Here is an 18,388-nt window from a genome sequence, read left to right on the forward strand (position 1 = left end):
AAGTGCAGGGTTAACGCGCGGAGTTGACTATTCTTAGCTCAAAAATGACCTGCTGGAATAAACATTGATGAGTTCTGCAACCTCCTCTGCACCACTCTTCAGCCGTTCCCAACGTCGTTGCCATCTGCTACTGCTGCTATTTCTGCCCGCTCCCGCGCTGACGCTTGAAAAGCTCTGCCAGTTAAATGGCGTGGACCCTGTTGTCGCCCGACAGGATATCGCGGATGTCAGTGATGAGATACAGCGTTATCATCAACTGGAACTACACCAGATGGTAGATGGCAGTTTTCGCGTACATGGAACGGAACTGGACAGGCGTTTATGCCTGCTCCACTGGCTGCGACGCGCTTTGCGTTTGTCGCAGGATTTTGTCTGCGAACATTTTGCCCCGGTGCTGCGCCAGCGCCTGAAGGTGCTGAAAATCGAGAAGGCGTTGTGGGATGAAACCAATTTACAGGCGCTGATCCAGCATTGCAGTCTGCGACTGAACCGCAGCTTCACTCCGCGCGATCGGTTGTTTTTGCAGATCTTTATGAAATACGCGCTGTGCCAGCGCCAGACAGCGCTATTTAACGAGGCTCAGCGCGCCTGGCTGGCGAATAAGGCGGAACGCGAAGCCGCCGACGATGTGATCCATCACTGGCAGAAACGCTGTCACCTGACGCCAGACCCCAGTGAAACTGATTTCTGGACGCTGCTGTTTAGTCTGATCCACGCCCCGGACGGCAACCAGCTGCATCATCCGCAGGCACGCATCCTGATGCAGGCGGTTGAAGACCTGATCATCCGCTTTGAAAAGCTGGCGCTGATGCGCATCAGCAACCAGCATGAACTGAAGCAGCAGCTGTTCACCCATCTGGCGCAGGCGCTGGACCGCAGCCATTTTGCCATTGGTATAGATAACAGCGTCGCGCTGGACGTAGCCCGGCTCTATCCGCGTCTGCTGCGCACCACTGCCGCCGCGCTGGATGATTTTGCCGCAAAGTTTTCCACCCGGTTTACGGCCGAAGAGATCAGCCTGGTAGCGGTGTTATTTGGCGCCTGGCTGATGCAGGAAGGCGCGTTGCAGGAGAAGCAGGTGCTGTTGCTGACGGGCGAAGATGCAGAACTGGAACAACAGCTGGAGCAGCATATCCGCGAAATGACGCTGCTGCCGATTAATATCACCTATCAGGATATGCTGCATTTTCAGCAGGATGGCGCACCGCGGGATATTGCGCTGGTGATCTCCCCTTACGCCACCTCGCTGCCGCTGTTTTCACCGCCATTAATTCATGCGGAGCTGCCGTTGAGCGAATATCAGCAGCTCCGTATTCGTCAGTTACTGGAGTCTTAAGCGGCGCGCGGGCGTAAGAACAGCGCCGGTAACGCCACCAGCGCCATCACCCAGAACAGATGTCCCTGCAAATGGGTGAACAGTACGCCGCAAATCATGGTCATCACCGCAATGCCGCCGCCCATCGCCAATGCCGAATAAAGCGATTGCAGGCGAATCACCTCTGCGCCTTTGCGTGCGGCAATAAAGCGCATCGCCGCCAGATGGCAGACGGTAAAGCTACCGCAGTGCAGGATCTGCGCCACGATCAGCAGCGGCAACGCGGTGCTGGCGCCGAGCAAGGTCCAGCGCACCAGCGCACAGACGCAGGAGAGCAGCAGCAGGTCGCGCGCGGTCCAGCGACGAAACAGGCGATTACTTAAGGCGAACACCACGATTTCCGCCACCACGCCCAGCGACCAGAGATAACCGACAATGGTGGCGGAGTAACCCGCTTCCTGCCACCAGATCGCACTAAAGCTGTAATACGCGGCATGGGCGCCCTGCATCAGGGTCACGCATAACATAAAGCGCCAGACCGCATTTTCGCGCAGCAGGTCACGCCAGGCAGACCAGCCGCCCCCCGCCCCCTGACGGGTATCGCCCTGCGGATGGGTGCCCGGCGGCAGCATCATGCCGGAGAGCATCGACACTAAACCGATGGATAGCAGCAGCAGGATCGCCTGCGATGAGAAGGCGCTGACCAGCATTCCCGTCAGTGCGGAGCTGATCACAAATGCCAGCGACCCCCATAAACGCACCGGGCCATAAACCAGGCCAATTTGTTGCGTCCAGGTGGCGGCCAGCGCATCGCTTAGCGGCACCAGGGGTGAGAAAAACAGGTTGAAGCCGATCATCACTAACAGCAGCCACAGCCACTGACCGCCAAGCCAGAAACCCAGCGCGAACAGGCAGGTCATCAGCGCCAGCAGGCGTAGCGCGCGAATTAACTGGGAGGGATTTTTCACCTGCGAGGCAATCAGCAGGCTGCCGACAAAGCGCGCTACCATGCCGCACCCGAGCATCAAACCAATTTTTTCTGCATCCAGCCCAAGACCTTTGAGCCACACGCTCCAGAATGGCAAATAAATGCCGTAGCAGAAGAAGTAAGTGAAGTAGCTGAGTCCCAGCCACTTTGCCGATCCGATGGTCATACAAACTCCGCGGGGTAATCGTTAGCTTATTATTAATTTTGCGCGGTACTTTGTCAGAGCCTGCGGGAAAAGGGAATCATGGATGTGGGGAATTGTGTTATTGAACCACAAGTACAGGTTGCCGGTTAGCGGCCCCCATCGACACTGAGGACTTGCCCCGTGACCCAGTTGGCCCAGTCCGATGCAAAATAGAGCACCGCGTGAGCAATATCCCCGGCAACGCCAAGGCGTTTGAGTGCGATATTGTCGATCAGTCGTTGCTGCCCTGCACTGCCCATCGCATCCCACTGTTTCTCGGTCGAAGGATTGCTGCGAATAAAGCCCGGAGCAACGTTATTGACGGTAATATTCCATGCCCCCAGCTCGTGCGCCAGCTGACGGGTGAGACCAATTTGTCCCGCCTTGGCGCTGGCATAAGCCTGAATACCCGTCAGGCTGACATCCAGTCCCGCCCGGCTGGAGATATTCACGATGCGGCCAAAATGTCGCGCTTTCATTCCCGCGACGGCCGCCTGCGACATCAAAAACGCGCCGTTCAGGTTAACATCGACAATCGCCTGCCACTGAGCGAAGGTCACGGTTTCGAGTGGCTGCCCATACTGCCCAACCACGCCACCCGCGTTATTAACCAGCGTATCCACGCTGAGCTGACGTGCTGCGAGATCGCTAAACAGCACGTTAACCGCTTCGGGTGAGCTGATATCCAGCGTATACGCCAAAGCGCCCGCGCCGCACAGCACCGCGGTCTCTTCAACCGGTTGCTGCTGAATGTCACAGGCGATGACGCGCGCCCCGCGTTCGGCGAACGCCAGGCAAATAGCGCGACCAAATCCCTGCGCCGCCCCGGTGACCAGTACCGTACGTTGCGAAAAATCAAAAGAGTTGGGCATGATGGGTTTCCATCTGGTTATAACGCGTCGATAACGTCGCGAATCTCCGCCAGCGCCGTGTGCCAGATGGCCAGCATTTCTTCGTCGGCACGCTGATAGTAGCCGCCGTAATTGCCATCCCCGAGATAAGCCCGGGCGCGCGTCGGGTCCATTTTGCGCAATGCCACCAGATCAACCATCGCCTTCTGCTGTTCCGGCTGGGCCACACCGGGCAAACGCGTCCACGGGAAGTTTTCCATCCACGAGGCGTGTGACGCGACGGGATCAATGGACATGACCTTTTCCCAGGTTTTCGGCGCATTCCACCAGTTGTGCAGCTGTACCGTTACCCCCGGATTGTTCACCATCCATTCGCTGATGATGTTCTGAGCTGGTGCGTTACCCCCGTGGCCGTTGATAAACAGCATCCGCCGAAATCCCTGCCGTTTCAGGTTATTAAGGATATCGTTGAGCAAACCGATATAGGTTTGCATACTCAGACTGATCGTGCCGGGATAATCACTAAAGGCAGGCGTCATGCCAAAAGGCATGACGGGAAAGACAGGAATTCCATAAGGCTCAGCGGCCTCTGATGCCACCTTCTCCGCCAGAATCGAGTCCACTGACAGGCTGAGCAGCGCATGCTGCTCAGTGCTGCCAAGCGGGACAATGACCCGGTCGTCAGTGGTCAAATAGTGTTCTAACTGTTGCCAGTTCATCTCACTGATTTTCATTGCGTTCCCCGGTGTTGGACGCATCCAGGATGCCCTGTTGCAGCTGCGGTACCACTACCCGCTGAATCTCACCTGCATCAGGAACATGCCTGTATTCAAAAGAAATTTGTTTCTCACCCAGCTGAGCGACGAGCTCCTGAGCGCCAGTGGCATAAACCAGCGCATCGGTCTCTGTTAATAATTCACTCAACCGGGGGTCATCACTGTGCACCACGGTGACCTGGGTAACATGCGGCGCAAAACGCGCGACGCCATGCGTCATCAATGCCGTGAACTCTGGAAAAATTGACACCACCAGCGTGCGGGTCAGCGGCTCCAGCGAGGCCAATGCACGGCGGGTGGCTTCGGATGGAATAAAGCTGATATTCACCAAGGGTAGCCCCGGAAAAAGCTGGCTCACTTCACGCCGACGATGAGCAAAAGTCAGCAGCATATCGGCACTGGCAACCCGCTGGCGCAGCAACTCATCATGTTTCAGATCGGTCAGCGTCGTCGCCTCAACGTCGGCGATTTCGCCCAGCGTTTCCGCGATGCAATGGGCATAATCCCGTGCGGCATCAGTGAAATTGCCAATAAAAACAACGTTTTTCTTCTTTAGCTGACGCTGCCTTTCACTGAAGCGGCTGCTAACCAGCGCGCCCAGTTCCAGCGCATTTAACCCCATCAGCATCCCGCAGTTGATCAGAGCATCAAGGTGCTGATGCAACTGATGGAGAGCGTTGTCTGGCGCGTTCAATAGCATCGATGCATCAGCAATAAAAGTGCCAGCACCAGGCTTGCTGAACACCAGCTCCGCCGCTTTTAACTCGCGATAAACCTGTGCCACCGTCATTGGCGCAACACCGATCATCTCAGCCATTTCTCTCACTGAGGGAAGCTGCTCACCAGGCTTAAGCGCGCCGAAGGTGATCGCGTATTCAATAATCCCGCGCAACTGCGCCCCCAGTGGGATTGAAGATTCTCGGTCGAGGTGGAATTCCATAACTGCCCTGGTCACTGTACTAGCTTATTAATACAATTATGCTGTTTTTTCCGCCAGTGCAAGTCATTAAGCAAAAAATAGTGATTAAATAACCAATTGTTATAACCCTGCTTTCTTTTTTTGCATTTTTTTTGCACTGATTATTGACAGTTTGTGAGCAATACATCAATTATCGTACCAGCCAACTAGAACACAATCATCACCGCCATTTTTGCAGGCTCCGCTTCCTCACGTTTTCGGGTGGCATCCAGGACCCTGACAAACACTTTTTCTGACTTACAAACAGAGGGGCAAGGTAATGAAAGTTATGCCAAAATTAACGTTAGTCGCCTTACTGGCTGCGGGTGCATTTCATGCCCTCACAGCACAGGCAGCAGAGGTAGTACAGCGCGGCGGAACCCTGATTTATGGCCGCTACGCCGACAGTAATTTCCTCGAACCGATCCTGAACGAAAGCAATAACGATATCTGGATACTTTCCAACCTCTACGACACCCTGCTGTTGCCAACCAACGATGGCAAAGGGATCAAACCCGGCCTGGCAACCGCCTGGAAGCTGGCAGACGATGGAAAAAGCGTTACCCTGACGCTGCGCCCTGACACCAAATTCTCTGATGGTTCGCCGATCACTGCCGAAGATGTGAAATGGTCGCTTGAGCGTGCTGCGAAACCGGGCAATGGCGTCTGGCAATTCCTGGTCAGCGCCATCGAAAACGTCACCATCAGCGATCCTCATACCGTCGTGGTCCACCTTTCGCATACCGATCCTGCCATCCTCACCGCCCTGACCGTCTTCAATACCGCGATCATGCCGGAGAAGTTGTTTGAAGCCGAACCGGGAGCCACCGACCACGACAAGGCGGCGGCCTTTGCCGAGCATCCTGTGGGTTCCGGTCCCTTTATCCTCAAGTCGTGGCAACATAACTCCACCATGACGCTGGTACGCAACCCGTACTATTGGGCCAAAGGGACGGATGGCAAAGCGCTGCCCTACCTCGACAGCATCAAGTTTGAAATCATCCCTGACGATGCCACGCGCATTCTGAAACTACAGTCTGGTGAGCTGGATGGCGCAGAGTTTATCCCTTATTCACGCGTCAAAGAGTTGCAGGGCAACGCGGCCCTGAATATGAAGCTGTTCCCCTCCACCCGTGTCGAAGTGGCCAGTGTCAACGCCCGTCCGGAGATTGACGGCAAACCGAACCCGCTGGCCAATGCAAAAGTTCGCGCCGCGCTTAACTACGCCACCGACAAAGACGGCATTATCCAGTTAGTGACCTTTGGTCTCGGTAAGCCGATGACCTCATTTATGTCGACCTCTACGCCGCTCAACTCCGGCACCAAACCACTGTGGCCGGTGGATGTTGAAAAAGCGCAGACGCTGATGAAGGAAGCGGGCTATCCCGATGGCTTCAGCACCAGCATGAATATCCTCGCGGGTAACGAAGACAGCCTGAGCATCGCCACCAGCCTGCAACAAATGTGGTCGCAGATTGGCGTGAAGTTGACCATCAACCAGATGGATAACGCCACACTCAACGCCAACTACCGCAAAGGTAATTTCAGCACCCGCCTCGGCCCCTGGACCGATGATATCGCCGATCCAAACGAGATAACGTCGTACTACGCCTACTCGAAAAACATCCAGGCGCTACACTCAGGCTGGAAAAGTGATGAGCTGGACAAGCTGTTCGAGACGTCGCAACAGGAAACCAATCCGGCAAAACGCGCCGACCAGTACCGGCAAATCCAGGATATTTACAACAGCACCGGCCCGACCATCCCGCTGTATGAAAGCTCTTACCCGGTAGCGTTGAAGAAAAGTGTCGAAGGATTTGTGCAGATTCCGCTGGGTAATAACATCTTCACCGAAACCTGGCTGAAAAAGTAATTCGTCATTCATATCCAGATTAATGCTGCTGTCGTCACCTGAACGACAGTAGCATTACGCTCGATTCGGGAGTCCGCGTTGACTGAATTAAGTTATATCTGCAAGCGCATCCTGCTCATCATCCCGACGCTGGTAGTGATTCTGGTGGTGACTTTCACCATCGTGCGTCTGCTGCCCGGCGATCCGGCCAGCGCGATGATTGGCGACCGCGCCACCGACGCCGACGTGACGCGCATCAATAAGGAGCTGGGACTGAGCCAGCCGCTGCCGATACAGTTTGTCTATTTTGTGCGCCAGGTGGTCAGTGGCAACCTCGGCAACTCCTATGCGATGCACGCGCCTGTGACCGCGGTGATCGCCGAGCGTTTGCCAGTCACCCTGCTGCTGACCGGCATGGCAGCGCTGTTTTCGGTGATCATGGCGATCCCGCTGGCCTTTATCTCCGCACTCAAACGTAACAGCGCCACCGATATCACCATTCGCGGCGCATCACAGGTCACGCTGTCGATGCCCTCCTTTTACATCGGTCTGGTGCTGCTGACCATTTTTGCCGCTCAGCTGCATTGGTTCCCGGTTGGCGGATATGGCGACAGTTGGGGGCAACGCATTTATCACCTGTTTCTTCCGGCGATGACGCTGGCAGTCAGTATCACTTCGGTGCTGATCGGCAGTCTGCGCAACTCGATTATCGCGGTGCTCGATGCGGAATACGTCACTTTCGCCCGCGCCAAAGGACTGAGTAGCCGTGTCGTGTTGCTGCGCCACGTACTACGTAACTCACTGATTCCCATGTTAAGTCTGTTTGCGCTGAATATCGGCACCACTATCGGCAGCGCGGTGATCACCGAAACCGTGTTTGCCGTGCCTGGCATCGCCCGGCTGATGGTCGACAGCATCTTCAGCCGCGACTACCCGATGATTCAGGGTCTGGTGATTGTGCTGTCGGTGCTGGTCTCGCTAATTTTCCTGCTCACCGACATCGTACAGGTGATGATTGATCCGAGGAGAGCGCGATGAGCGAACTGATTGCCCAGCGATCCCTCACGCGGAGATGGCGCAGACATCTGCCGTGGCCATCGCTACTGGGGTGCAGCATCCTGCTACTCAGCCTGCTGATGGCCTTTTTTCCGCACCTGATTGCCACCGCTGATCCGCTGAAATTTGACTATCGCGCAATCCTCAAAGGGCCGAGCCTGCAACACGTTTTTGGCACCGATAATTTTGGCCGCGATATCTTCTCACGCGTGGTATTCGCCTACCGTATCGACCTGCAAATCGCCTTCTTCACCACCTTATTTCCGATGGTGTTCGGTACGCTGGTCGGGTTGCTGGTCGGCTATTTCGGCGGTGTGGCGGAGATGCTGTTCCAGCGGGTGGTTGATGCCGTGGTGACCTTTCCACTGCTGGTGCTGGTGATCGCCATCGTTGCCATTCTTGGCCCTGGCCTCAGCAGCATGTATATCGCCGTCGGTATTATTTACTGGGTGTTCTACGCCAAACTGATTGCCGGTGAAGTGAGTATTCAAAAGCGGCTGGAGTATGTTGCTGCGGGTAAGGTCATGGGTTACAGCACCGCGCGCATCATCTTTCGCCACGTACTGCCGAACGTGATCACCACCACGCTGGTGTACTGGATGACGGATATGGCGCTGGCGATCCTGCTCGGATCCAGTCTCGGCTATCTCGGCCTCGGCGCCCAGCCCCCGACCGCCGAATGGGGCGTACTTATCGCCTCCGGTAAAAACTTTATGGACACCGCATGGTGGATAACCATTTTTCCTGGCATTGCCATCGTGGTTACCGGGCTGGGATTCAGTCTGTCCGGCGACCTGCTGGCCGACTGGCTGCGCCCTGGCAGCCGTTAGCAACAGATGAGAGCGAATTATGCCCAGTGAGACATCCCCTTTGCTGGAGGTGAGTCAGCTTAATACCCTGATTCACACTTCACGCGGCAGCCTGCGCGCGATTCAGGAAGTGAGCTTTAGCCTGCAATCCGGCGAAATCCTCGGGTTAGTCGGTGAATCCGGCTCCGGAAAAAGCGTCACGCTACGCTCGCTACTACGCCTGATGCCGCCAAATGCCGAGGTTTCCGGCTCAGTCAGATGGCGGGGACGTGAGACGTCAACCCTGAAACCGGCCGAGCTGCGCACCATTCGCGGCGGCGAAATCGCCATGATTTTTCAGGAACCGATGATTGCCCTCAATCCGGTGTTAACCGTCTGGCGACAGATAGAGGAAAGCCTGTCCGCGCATACCGATTTGAACCGCCGGCAGCGCCGTCAGCGAGCCATTGAACTGTTAACTCAGGTGGGTATCCCCGCGCCGGAGCTGCGCCTCGACGATTATCCGCACCAGTTCTCTGGCGGTATGCGTCAGCGCGTGATGATTGCCATCGCGCTGGCGGGCAGCCCACGTCTGCTGCTGGCTGACGAACCCACCACCGCGCTGGACGTCACTATTCAGGAGCAGATCCTCAAGTTGCTGTTCAGCCTGCGTGACCAGCTCGACATGGGGATTATCTTTGTCACTCACGATCTCGGCGTAGTTGCCCAGCTGTGTGATCGTGTGGCGGTGATGTATGCGGGACGCATCGTCGAAACGGCCCCCGTTGAAGAGATTTTCAGCCAGCCCCGCCATCCTTACACCCAGGGGCTGATCGCCTCAGTGCCGCAAAGTGGCGGCGAACGCAAACCGCTGCTGTCGATTGAGGGCACACCGCCTTCGCTGCTCGATCTGCCGCAGGGGTGCAGTTTTAACCCACGCTGCCGCTATAAAACCGACCTTTGTCTCAGTCAGGTGCCCGCGCTGGAGACCCTGAATGCGGCGCATCAGGTTGCCTGCCATCATCACGCCAGCCTTAAACTGTCGGAGGGCGTTTAAATGAGTGAAATGACGCTCCCGATTGTCAGCGTTGAAGAAGCCATTGTGCACTTCCCGGTCACGCAATCGATCCTCGACAAAATCCAGGGCAAGCCACGTCAGTTTGTTCAGGCGCTGAATGGCGTCCGACTGGAGCTAATGCCGGGAGAAACGCTGGGCGTGGTGGGTGAATCTGGCTGCGGCAAGTCGACGCTGGCCCGCGCGATGGTCGGCCTGCTGCCAACTAACGAAGGCAAAATCTATTTCAATGGCCGGGATATCGCCACCCTGCGCGGCAAAGAGCGACGCAGCTTTAACCGCCAGGTGCAGATGATTTTTCAGGATCCGTACAGTTCACTGAACCCGCGGATGACCGTCGGACAAATGCTGACCGAGGCGCTGTCGGTACACAAGATGTGCCTGAAAGAGGCGATTCCGGCACGTATCCGTGAGTTGATGGCGCTGGTGCGACTGCCGCTCGATGCCATCGACAAACTTCCCCATGAGTTTTCCGGCGGCCAGCGTCAGCGGATTGGTATCAGCCGTGCTCTGGCGGTGGAGCCAACGGTGCTGATTGCTGATGAACTGGTTTCAGCGCTGGATGTTTCTGTGCAGGCGCAGGTGGTTAACCTGCTGCTGGATTTACAGCAGAAGCTCAACCTGACGGTGCTGTTCGTCGCTCATGACCTGCGGCTGGTCAGGCATATTTCGCACCGTGTGGCAGTGATGTATCTCGGTGAGGTGGTGGAAATTACCGACACTGAAACGCTGTTTAACCGGCCGCTGCATCCTTATACCCAGGCTTTGCTGCGCGCGGCACCGAGCATGGACCCAGCCGATCGTGGCAGAAACGTCAGCCTGACTGGCGAATTACCCAGCCCGCTGTCTCCCCCTGCCGGTTGTCGGTTCCATACCCGCTGCCCCTATGTGACCGATCGCTGCCGCACCGAGCGGCCTGTTCTTGCGGTGAAATCGCATGGCCAGCGCGTAGCCTGCCATCTGGTGCCAGTTGAATCACGGCAATAAAAAAGGATGGCTTTGGGGCAATCATAGTGCGTCCTGCATTCGCATCTGGAGTTACGCCTAAGCGGTAGCTAATGTGACCAGCGTACTTATTCCAGATAACGATAATGAGCCCCTGACCGGAAAGAATATAGATTCAAGCGATTGGGTCAGGCAGCAGGGACAGATCGCTATGAGGAAGCTGGGTATCTCCTGATTGGCAGGACGGGAGACACCCAAACTGATTTATCTCCTTACCACCACGGAATTGTATCAATCAACAAACCATTTATTGAGGTTCGCGCCATAGTGGAAAGAGTTCAGGAAAACCCTCAATACATAATGGAGGGCCGGCATCATGATACCCCCATCGCCTGAAATGGGAACGAGTGCTAAACCTTGTACACTCCAGATAACAAGGGAATTTATCATTATCGGCCATAGCGTGTAATGTGTTGAATAAATCAGTCAGTACACCTCCTCCACGAAACAAACGCTTTATGGCAATAAGAGGGATGTAGTAATGAGGAGGTGTTTGGGGATGGTAATGCTCCAGGCCCTGTGTATATACAGCTGCTATTGAATAGTAAGAACCACATACTTCTCGTATGTGATTATCAATTATGGAAAAATCCTCCTCACTCTTACCCAAAGCTTCGGGCCTAAAATAGACCAAAACCCCCACATTGTTTTCAGCAAGCAGAACACCGCCACGTTTTATGGCTAGTTCAAGGTAAATGCGAAAGTAATTACGCAACATATCGATACGTTCTTCCGGCTCACTAAACAAAGCTTCATGTACAGGATCGTTATAAAACTCCTCAGCCAGAAGATCACATACCTCATCCAGCTCTGATTCCTTAGCGTGCCTACAGTTCATTGTTAAATCCTTTTATTTCCACCCAAAAAAAATAATGAGTAAACTTAAACAATTCCATTCAAAACACAAACACCAAGCGACATCTGCTAAATTATCCCCTGAGGTGATATCACAAGCAACACCACTATTTTTGATCTTATGCAGCACATTGTTTTTATTATTTTTTATTTCAATAAATTACGCATAAAAGGCATGGGATACATTTGTTAAAAAATCAGAAAAATATCATATCAATATAATAGATTACATTTATTTCATTGATGGAGAGGAAACAACATTGAGTTCAATTCCTAAGCTAATGGCATGTTTTGCATTTTTTACGCCCATTTTTTTGACAATATGTCCCATGTGGAACTTGATTGTACTAACGGAAAGACTCAGGATACTGGCCACTTCAGAATAAGTTTTCCCCTTACTACACCAGTAAAGTATTTCAGCCTCACGGGAAGAGAGCACATTCTCATCAGTTTTATTTTCTTCCCTGTAGACATCGAGTAACATTTCGTGGATGTAAATCAATACTCCCTGAAGCTCATCTGTATGTTTATTGATAATATCATCAACTTCAGCCGTCAAAAATTTATCTATGTAAAACAGAAGCATTGCCAGGTTGTTATTATGGTCATGAAGAACAAAAGCGTGACCGCGTGTAATATTGTGGCTTTTTATCTTTTCAAAAATTCGCTTCACTGTCCACATGGAGTTAATCTTCAGGTTTTCATCCCAGGAGAAAGAGGAAAATCTATTTAACGCATTAATAATAACGGGATCGACGTTTTGATATTTATTACTAAGATAGTTATCAGCTATCTCATCAGGAAAATCGCTGATAAATATCATCTCATCCATGTTCTTTTTATTCATCACCAAATATATATAGTTCACCTTCACATACTTTTCCAGGCGCTTTTCCAGGCACTCTTTTATATATTTGTTTTTTCCGCATTTGAAAAGAAACCTTTTCTCATTTTTTAATTTCCTCGTCCGCTAATGCGAAGAAAGCTACTGACGTTTTAAGGGTAATTTCAGACTTTGTAATATCAAACATATAGCATCAAACTTCCGACTAAAAAGTCAACACCAAATATAGGATATATTACATGAGGATGGATGGTCGGGTTATGAGGAAATTTTCGAACTGGTACGAAAACTCTGACCAGAAACCAAAGCTTACACGTAACGAAAATTTAGGTTTGCTCAGATTTGCAGATAAAGATGAGTATAAAAAAAACTTGATAAGCTGAGGAGAAAGTCAGCTGCCAATGTTCTTAAGTTAAGCTCCGAGACAAATTGATAATATCGCAGCTGGCTGAGTAAGTTCCATAAAAAAGGGCTCATGATGAACATGAGCCCTTCTACTTTAGTGTACTTAAACGCTATCAGGCATAAACCGGCAGACGTGCGCAGATATCCAGCACTTTCTGTTTGGTGCGCTCGATGGTCGCTTCGTCGTTGATGTTGTCCAGCACATCCGCAATCCAGCCAGCCAGTTCACGAACGTCGGCTTCTTTGAAACCACGACGGGTGACAGCCGGAGTACCGATACGGATACCGGAGGTCACGAACGGGCTTTTCGGATCGTTCGGTACGCTGTTTTTGTTGACGGTGATGTTGGCACGGCCCAGCGCGGCATCCGCTTCTTTACCGGTCAGGTTTTTGCTCACCAGGTCAATCAGGAACAGGTGGTTGTAAGTACCGCCAGAAACGATGTTGTAGCCGCGCTCAAGCAGCACTTCCACCATCGCTTTCGCGTTTTTAGCAACCTGCTGCTGGTACGATTTGAACTCTGGCTCCATCGCTTCTTTGAACGCTACCGCTTTACCGGCAATCACATGCATCAGCGGGCCGCCCTGACCGCCAGGGAATACCGCGGAGTTCAGTTTTTTGTACAGCTCTTCGTCACCGTTTTTCGCCAGGATCAGGCCGCCACGCGGACCCGCCAGGGTTTTGTGGGTGGTCGAGGTCACGATATGCGCATGAGGAACCGGGTTCGGATAGACGTCAGCGGCGATCAGGCCGGCAACGTGTGCCATATCAACGAACAGCCACGCGCCAACGCTGTCAGCGATTTCGCGCATTTTGGCCCAGTCACACACACCTGAGTAAGCGGAGAAACCACCAACGATCATTTTCGGCTTGTGGGTTTTCGCCAGCTCAGCCAGTTCGTTGTAGTCAATTTTACCGGTTTCATCGATGCCGTACGGCACCACGTTATACAGCTTACCGGACAGGTTAACCGGTGAACCGTGGGTCAGGTGACCACCGTGCGCCAGGTTCATGCCCAGAATGGTGTCGCCCGGCTGCAGCAGCGCGGTGTAAACAGCGAAGTTCGCCTGAGAACCGGAGTGCGGCTGCACGTTGGCGTAATCTGCGCCGAACAGGGCTTTAGCGCGATCGATCGCCAGCTGTTCAACGATATCAACGTATTCACATCCGCCGTAGTAGCGTTTGCCCGGATACCCTTCCGCGTATTTGTTGGTGAGCTGTGAACCTTGCGCCTGCATAACGCGTGGGCTGGTGTAGTTTTCAGAAGCAATCAGTTCAATGTGCTCTTCCTGACGCACTTTCTCTTGCTCCATCGCCTGCCACAACTCGGCATCATAATCGGCAATGTTCATATCACGCTTTAACATCCGCATCTCCTGACTCAGCAACTTTTTTAACGGCAGTTTAAGCCCCGCTAAGGGGCGAAGGCCCACAGTGTAAACCGTTTTGTCAGGTGACGGTAGCAGCAATCCCCTCTTTTTACGCAAACGATTGGCATGGCGCTGGAACGGGTTTTTTACGCATTTTTGCAACGCAGAGAATCACGATATTTCCTCAGGATGATGCGGAAAAAATTTCAGGTTTGCGAGCCAGGCTCCATCTGAAATCCGATATCCCTGAGCATTCAGGGTGATTTACAACCGTTGCGCTTCGATAATAAGATGCATTTAAAATACATTTTTTAAAATGCAATGAGGGTCTCACCATGCTCGATGCGCAAACCATCGCCACCATCAAATCTACCCTGCCCGCTATCGCCCAACTTGGCCCGCAGCTCACCGGTCATTTTTATCAGCGTATGCTGACGCGGCACCCGGAACTGAAAGATGTGTTCAACATGAACAATCAGCGCAGTGGCGGCCAGCGTGAAGCCTTGTTCAACGCCATCTGCGCCTATGGCAGCAACCTGGAGAACCTTGACGTGCTGCTGCCAGCGGTGGAAAAAATCGCCCAGAAGCATGTCAGCCTGAATATTCAGCCGGAGCAATACGCCATTGTGGGTGAAAACCTGCTGGCGAGCATCGAGGAGCTGCTGAATCCGGGCGACGCGGTGTTGCAGGCCTGGGGTAAGGCCTATGGCGTGCTGGCGGAGGTGTTTATTCAGCGTGAAGAGACGATTTATCGCCAGTCTGAGGCAAAAACCGGCGGCTGGCGCGGCGCGCGTGATTTCCGCATTCGCGCCATTGATGCACAAAGTTGCGTGATTAAAAGTTTCGAGCTGGAACCGGTGGATGGTGAAGCGGTAGCCGATTTTCTGCCCGGCCAGTACCTGGCGATCAGCCTGCGGCCGGATAGCGCGGGACATCTGCAACATCGTCAGTATTCCCTGACCCATCAACCCAATGGCCAGCGCTATCGCATTGCGGTGAAACGAGAAGATAAAGGCGCCGTATCCGGCTGGTTGCATGACGAGGCTCAGGTGGGCGATGTGGTGCAGTGCGCAGTACCGGCGGGTGATTTCTATTTGCAGGTGGCGCCACAGACCCCCGTGACGCTGATTTCTGCCGGTGTTGGCCAGACGCCAATGCTGGCGATGCTGGCCGCGCTGGCCGCAGACCCGCATCCGGCGGCGGTGAACTGGCTACATGCAGCTGAGAGTGGCAGCCAGCACGCCTTCGCCGATGAAGTCAAAACGCTGGGCGCGCGCCTGCCGGACTTCAGCAGCCATATCTGGTATCGCCAGCCCTCCGCTGACGACAACGGGCGTTACGATAGCCAGGGCTTGATGGATTTAGCCAGCGTCTCCGCCGCCCTGAGTCATCCCGATCGCCAGTTCTGGATCTGTGGTCCGCTGCCGTTTATGCAGTTTGTCGCGCGTCAGTTACTGGATGCCGGCGTTGACGCCGCGCGCATCCACTACGAAGTCTTCGGCCCGCATAAGGTGCTGTAAAAGAAAAAGCCCGCAGCGCGGAGCGTTGCGGGCCTTTTATCAATCTCAAAGCGCGATTAAATCGCCTCTTCGTCCTCTTCGCCGGTACGGATACGTACCACGCGCGCTACGTCGAATACGAAGATCTTACCGTCGCCAATTTTACCGGTCTGCGCGGTTTTCATGATGGTCTCAACGCAGGTATCAACGATATCGTCGCCCACCACCATTTCGATTTTCACTTTCGGCAGAAAGTCGACCATGTACTCGGCACCGCGATACAGTTCGGTATGACCTTTCTGGCGACCAAACCCTTTCACTTCGCTAACCGTCATCCCGGTGATGCCAACTTCCGCTAACGCTTCACGTACGTCATCGAGCTTAAATGGTTTGATAATTGCATCGATCTTTTTCATGTCAGATCCTTTTTTCACTCCCTCCGTGGCCGGACGGGTAACAGATAGTATAAGTGTTCCTGCCGCTGCCGCTGGCTCAGAGCCATCGGTGGCGGCAAAACAGGACGATCTCCTGCTTTCCGGGCGTACGCTGCGGCAGAAAGCTACTCTTTAAAATCGCTGGCGTCCAGTTCATGGCGCGACAGCAGCTTATAAAACTCAGTACGGTTGCGTCCAGCCAGACGCGCGGCATTGGTGACATTTCCTTTCGTCATCTGCAACAGTTTGCGCAGATAATTCAGCTCGAACTGGTTGCGCGCTTCCACAAAGGTCGGCAGCGCGGTGTTTTCACCTGCCAGCGCCTGTTCCACCAGCGCGTCGCCGATCACCGGCGAGGTGCTTAACGCCACGCACTGTTCAATCACGTTCACCAACTGGCGCACATTACCTGGCCAGCTGGCACCCACCAACCGCTTCATCGCATCGACCGAGAAACTGCGCACAAAAGGTTTATGGCGATCCGCCGACTGACGCAACAGATGGTTCGCCAGCAGCGGAATATCTTCGGCACGTTCGTGCAGCGCTGGGATCTTCAGGTTCACCACGTTGAGGCGATAGTAGAGATCTTCACGGAAACTCTTTTTCTCCATCGCTTTCGGCAAGTCGCGATGGGTGGCCGAAATGATGCGCACATTGATGCTGACATCATGGTTGCTGCCAAGCGGGCGCACTTTGCGCTCCTGCAACACGCGCAGCAGCTTCACCTGCAACGCCTGCGGCATATCGCCAATTTCGTCGAGGAACAGCGTGCCGTCTTCTGCCGCCTGGAACAGCCCTTCGCGTGAACTCACCGCGCCGGTAAACGCCCCTTTGGCGTGGCCGAACAGCTCCGATTCCAGCAACTGTTCCGGCAGCGCGCCGCAGTTGATGGCGATAAAAGGCTTGCTGGCGCGCGGGCTGGCGGCATGGATCGCCTGCGCCAGCACCTCTTTACCGGTACCGCTCTGGCCATTAATCAAAATGCTGACGTCAGATTGCGCCACCATATGCGCCTGCTCCAGCAGCCGCAGCATCAGCGGGTTACGCGTGACGATAGATTCACGCCAGCCGTCATCGCTGGCGGGCGCACGCTGGGCCAGCGCTTCATCAATGGCTTTGTACAGCGCATCGCGATCCACCGGTTTGGTGAGAAAACTGAACACGCCCTGCTGGGTGGCGGAGACCGCTTCCGGGATCGATCCATGCGCGGTGAGGATGATCACCGGCAGGCCGGCATGGCGCTTCTGTACTTCGCTAAACAGCGCCAGGCCGTCCATCTCATCCATACGCAGGTCGCTGATCACCAGATCGACCTTCTCTTTTTGCAGATGGCGTAACGCCTCCGGCCCGCTGGCCGCGGTCGCCACCTGATAGCCTTCGCTGCTGAGGCGCATACCGAGCAGCTTAAGCAAACCTGGGTCGTCATCCACCAGTAATAATCGTGCGGCCTGTTTCATCAGGGCTGTTCCTCATTCGCGGTCCCGCTGGCGCTGTGCGAGTTATCGCTGCTGTCCGGCGCTTTGCGCGTGGAGAGCTGGCGTTCGATATCGGTCAGACGCTCCAGCTTGTGTTGGGTATCATCCAGCGAATTGCGCAGGGTACGTTGCTGCTGACGCAGGCTATCCAGCTCGGTATCGCTGCTTTGCTGGAGTCGCGCATAACGCCCGCGCGCATCGCTCAGTTCCAGCTGCGCAGCCTGATTGCTACGCCACAGTTGAATCAGCGGACGCACCCCGGCCGGGAACACCGTGCCGTAGCTATCCAGCACGTCGATATACTGGCGACGCTCCTGGGGGGTGACATTGCCGTTCGCCAGCAAAATGGCCTGCTTGTAGGCGCGCGTCCAGCCCTGTACCGGCCAGCGACGTGCTTCCGCTCTGGCTTCCGCCGGCGAGAGACGCTCAGCGCAATCAATGGCGCGCAGCCAGTACAATGGATTGCTCATCGCAGCCGGGTATTCGATTTGCCAGACATTGCCGCAGTCGGTCGCCAGATAGTCCGGCAGGCGTACCTGTGGCTCCGGCAACGTCGCGTCATCGTGCAGCGCGTCGTCCGGGGCGGGGGCATGACACCCCGTCAGCCCGAATGCCAGCAGACCGCAGACGAAAAATGTGTTGAGGGATAATTTCATTG

17 protein-coding genes are annotated in these 18,388 nt (G+C 54.4%); 7 read left to right on the plus strand and 10 right to left on the minus strand.

The annotated features are described in order from the left end of the window. The first annotated feature begins 67 nt into the window (after positions 1–67). Entirely contained in the window at positions 68–1,336 is a 1,269-nt protein-coding gene (gene csiE / locus AC6I8V_RS15055) for a stationary phase inducible protein CsiE (protein ID WP_497843052.1), read from the plus strand. Here csiE and AC6I8V_RS15060 read toward each other — a convergent pair. The 4 genes from AC6I8V_RS15060 to AC6I8V_RS15075 form a co-directional block, all read right to left on the minus strand. Further along, on the minus strand, positions 1,333–2,469 hold the full coding sequence (locus tag AC6I8V_RS15060; RefSeq protein ID WP_497843053.1) for a 3-phenylpropionate MFS transporter: 1,137 nt from the start codon (positions 2,467–2,469) through the stop codon (positions 1,333–1,335). The two genes, csiE and AC6I8V_RS15060, sit on opposite strands and share 4 nt — an antisense overlap. A gap of 125 nt (positions 2,470–2,594) precedes the next feature. Further along, entirely contained in the window at positions 2,595–3,359 is a 765-nt protein-coding gene (locus tag AC6I8V_RS15065; protein ID WP_497843054.1) for an SDR family NAD(P)-dependent oxidoreductase, read from the minus strand. Between the two features lie 17 nt (positions 3,360–3,376). After that, complete coding sequence (locus AC6I8V_RS15070) at positions 3,377–4,072, minus strand: creatininase family protein (protein ID WP_497843055.1); 696 nt, start codon at positions 4,070–4,072, stop codon at positions 3,377–3,379. Further along, on the minus strand, positions 4,059–5,054 hold the full coding sequence (locus AC6I8V_RS15075) for a GntR family transcriptional regulator (RefSeq protein ID WP_497843056.1): 996 nt from the start codon (positions 5,052–5,054) through the stop codon (positions 4,059–4,061). Before AC6I8V_RS15075 ends, AC6I8V_RS15070 begins: the two co-directional genes overlap by 14 nt. Positions 5,055–5,361: 307 nt before the next feature. On the opposite strand from AC6I8V_RS15075, the gene AC6I8V_RS15080 reads away from it, so the two are divergent. From AC6I8V_RS15080 to AC6I8V_RS15100, 5 genes are all read left to right on the plus strand, one after another. Next, positions 5,362–6,945: an ABC transporter substrate-binding protein gene (locus tag AC6I8V_RS15080; protein WP_497843057.1), complete on the plus strand. Its 1,584-nt coding sequence runs from the start codon at positions 5,362–5,364 to the stop codon at positions 6,943–6,945. A 78-nt stretch (positions 6,946–7,023) separates the two neighbouring features. Continuing rightward, entirely contained in the window at positions 7,024–7,962 is a 939-nt protein-coding gene (locus tag AC6I8V_RS15085) for an ABC transporter permease (protein ID WP_497843058.1), read from the plus strand. Beyond that, entirely contained in the window at positions 7,959–8,810 is an 852-nt protein-coding gene (locus AC6I8V_RS15090; RefSeq protein ID WP_497843059.1) for an ABC transporter permease, read from the plus strand. The genes AC6I8V_RS15085 and AC6I8V_RS15090 overlap by 4 nt, the downstream gene beginning before the upstream one ends. 19 nt (positions 8,811–8,829) lie before the next feature. Next, the gene (locus AC6I8V_RS15095; protein WP_497843060.1) at positions 8,830–9,825 is read left to right on the plus strand and encodes an ABC transporter ATP-binding protein; all 996 of its coding nucleotides are present in this window, start codon (positions 8,830–8,832) and stop codon (positions 9,823–9,825) included. Then, the gene (locus AC6I8V_RS15100; RefSeq protein WP_497843061.1) at positions 9,826–10,830 is read left to right on the plus strand and encodes an ABC transporter ATP-binding protein; all 1,005 of its coding nucleotides are present in this window, start codon (positions 9,826–9,828) and stop codon (positions 10,828–10,830) included. Positions 10,831–11,095: 265 nt separating this feature from the next. Here the strand turns inward: AC6I8V_RS15100 and AC6I8V_RS15105 are convergent, their stop codons facing one another. From AC6I8V_RS15105 to glyA, 3 genes are all read right to left on the minus strand, one after another. Beyond that, the gene (locus tag AC6I8V_RS15105; RefSeq protein WP_497843062.1) at positions 11,096–11,686 is read right to left on the minus strand and encodes a hypothetical protein; all 591 of its coding nucleotides are present in this window, start codon (positions 11,684–11,686) and stop codon (positions 11,096–11,098) included. Between the two features lie 249 nt (positions 11,687–11,935). Beyond that, complete coding sequence (locus AC6I8V_RS15110; protein WP_497843063.1) at positions 11,936–12,577, minus strand: helix-turn-helix transcriptional regulator; 642 nt, start codon at positions 12,575–12,577, stop codon at positions 11,936–11,938. 488 nt (positions 12,578–13,065) lie between these two features. Next, entirely contained in the window at positions 13,066–14,319 is a 1,254-nt protein-coding gene (gene glyA / locus AC6I8V_RS15115) for a serine hydroxymethyltransferase (protein WP_497843064.1), read from the minus strand. A 338-nt stretch (positions 14,320–14,657) separates the two neighbouring features. On the opposite strand from glyA, the gene hmpA reads away from it, so the two are divergent. Then, positions 14,658–15,842, plus strand: a complete 1,185-nt coding sequence (gene hmpA, locus AC6I8V_RS15120; RefSeq protein ID WP_497843065.1) for an NO-inducible flavohemoprotein — start codon at positions 14,658–14,660, stop codon at positions 15,840–15,842. A 56-nt stretch (positions 15,843–15,898) separates the two neighbouring features. Here the strand turns inward: hmpA and glnB are convergent, their stop codons facing one another. The 3 genes from glnB to qseG all read right to left on the minus strand — a co-directional run bounded on the left by glnB (position 15,899) and on the right by qseG (position 18,386). Then, positions 15,899–16,237 (minus strand): nitrogen regulatory protein P-II, encoded by a 339-nt coding sequence (gene glnB, locus AC6I8V_RS15125; RefSeq protein ID WP_007886217.1) that lies wholly within the window; start codon positions 16,235–16,237, stop codon positions 15,899–15,901. 143 nt (positions 16,238–16,380) lie between these two features. Next, positions 16,381–17,712 (minus strand): two-component system response regulator GlrR, encoded by a 1,332-nt coding sequence (gene glrR / locus AC6I8V_RS15130; protein ID WP_497843066.1) that lies wholly within the window; start codon positions 17,710–17,712, stop codon positions 16,381–16,383. Next, a complete protein-coding gene (gene qseG, locus AC6I8V_RS15135; RefSeq protein ID WP_497843067.1) occupies positions 17,712–18,386 on the minus strand; it encodes a two-component system QseEF-associated lipoprotein QseG in 675 nt (224 codons plus the stop codon). Before qseG ends, glrR begins: the two co-directional genes overlap by 1 nt. Between the last annotated feature and the right edge of the window lie 2 nt (positions 18,387–18,388).

The sequence above is a fragment of the Pantoea sp. X-Soil-TKNS-1207 genome (assembly GCF_059730485.1).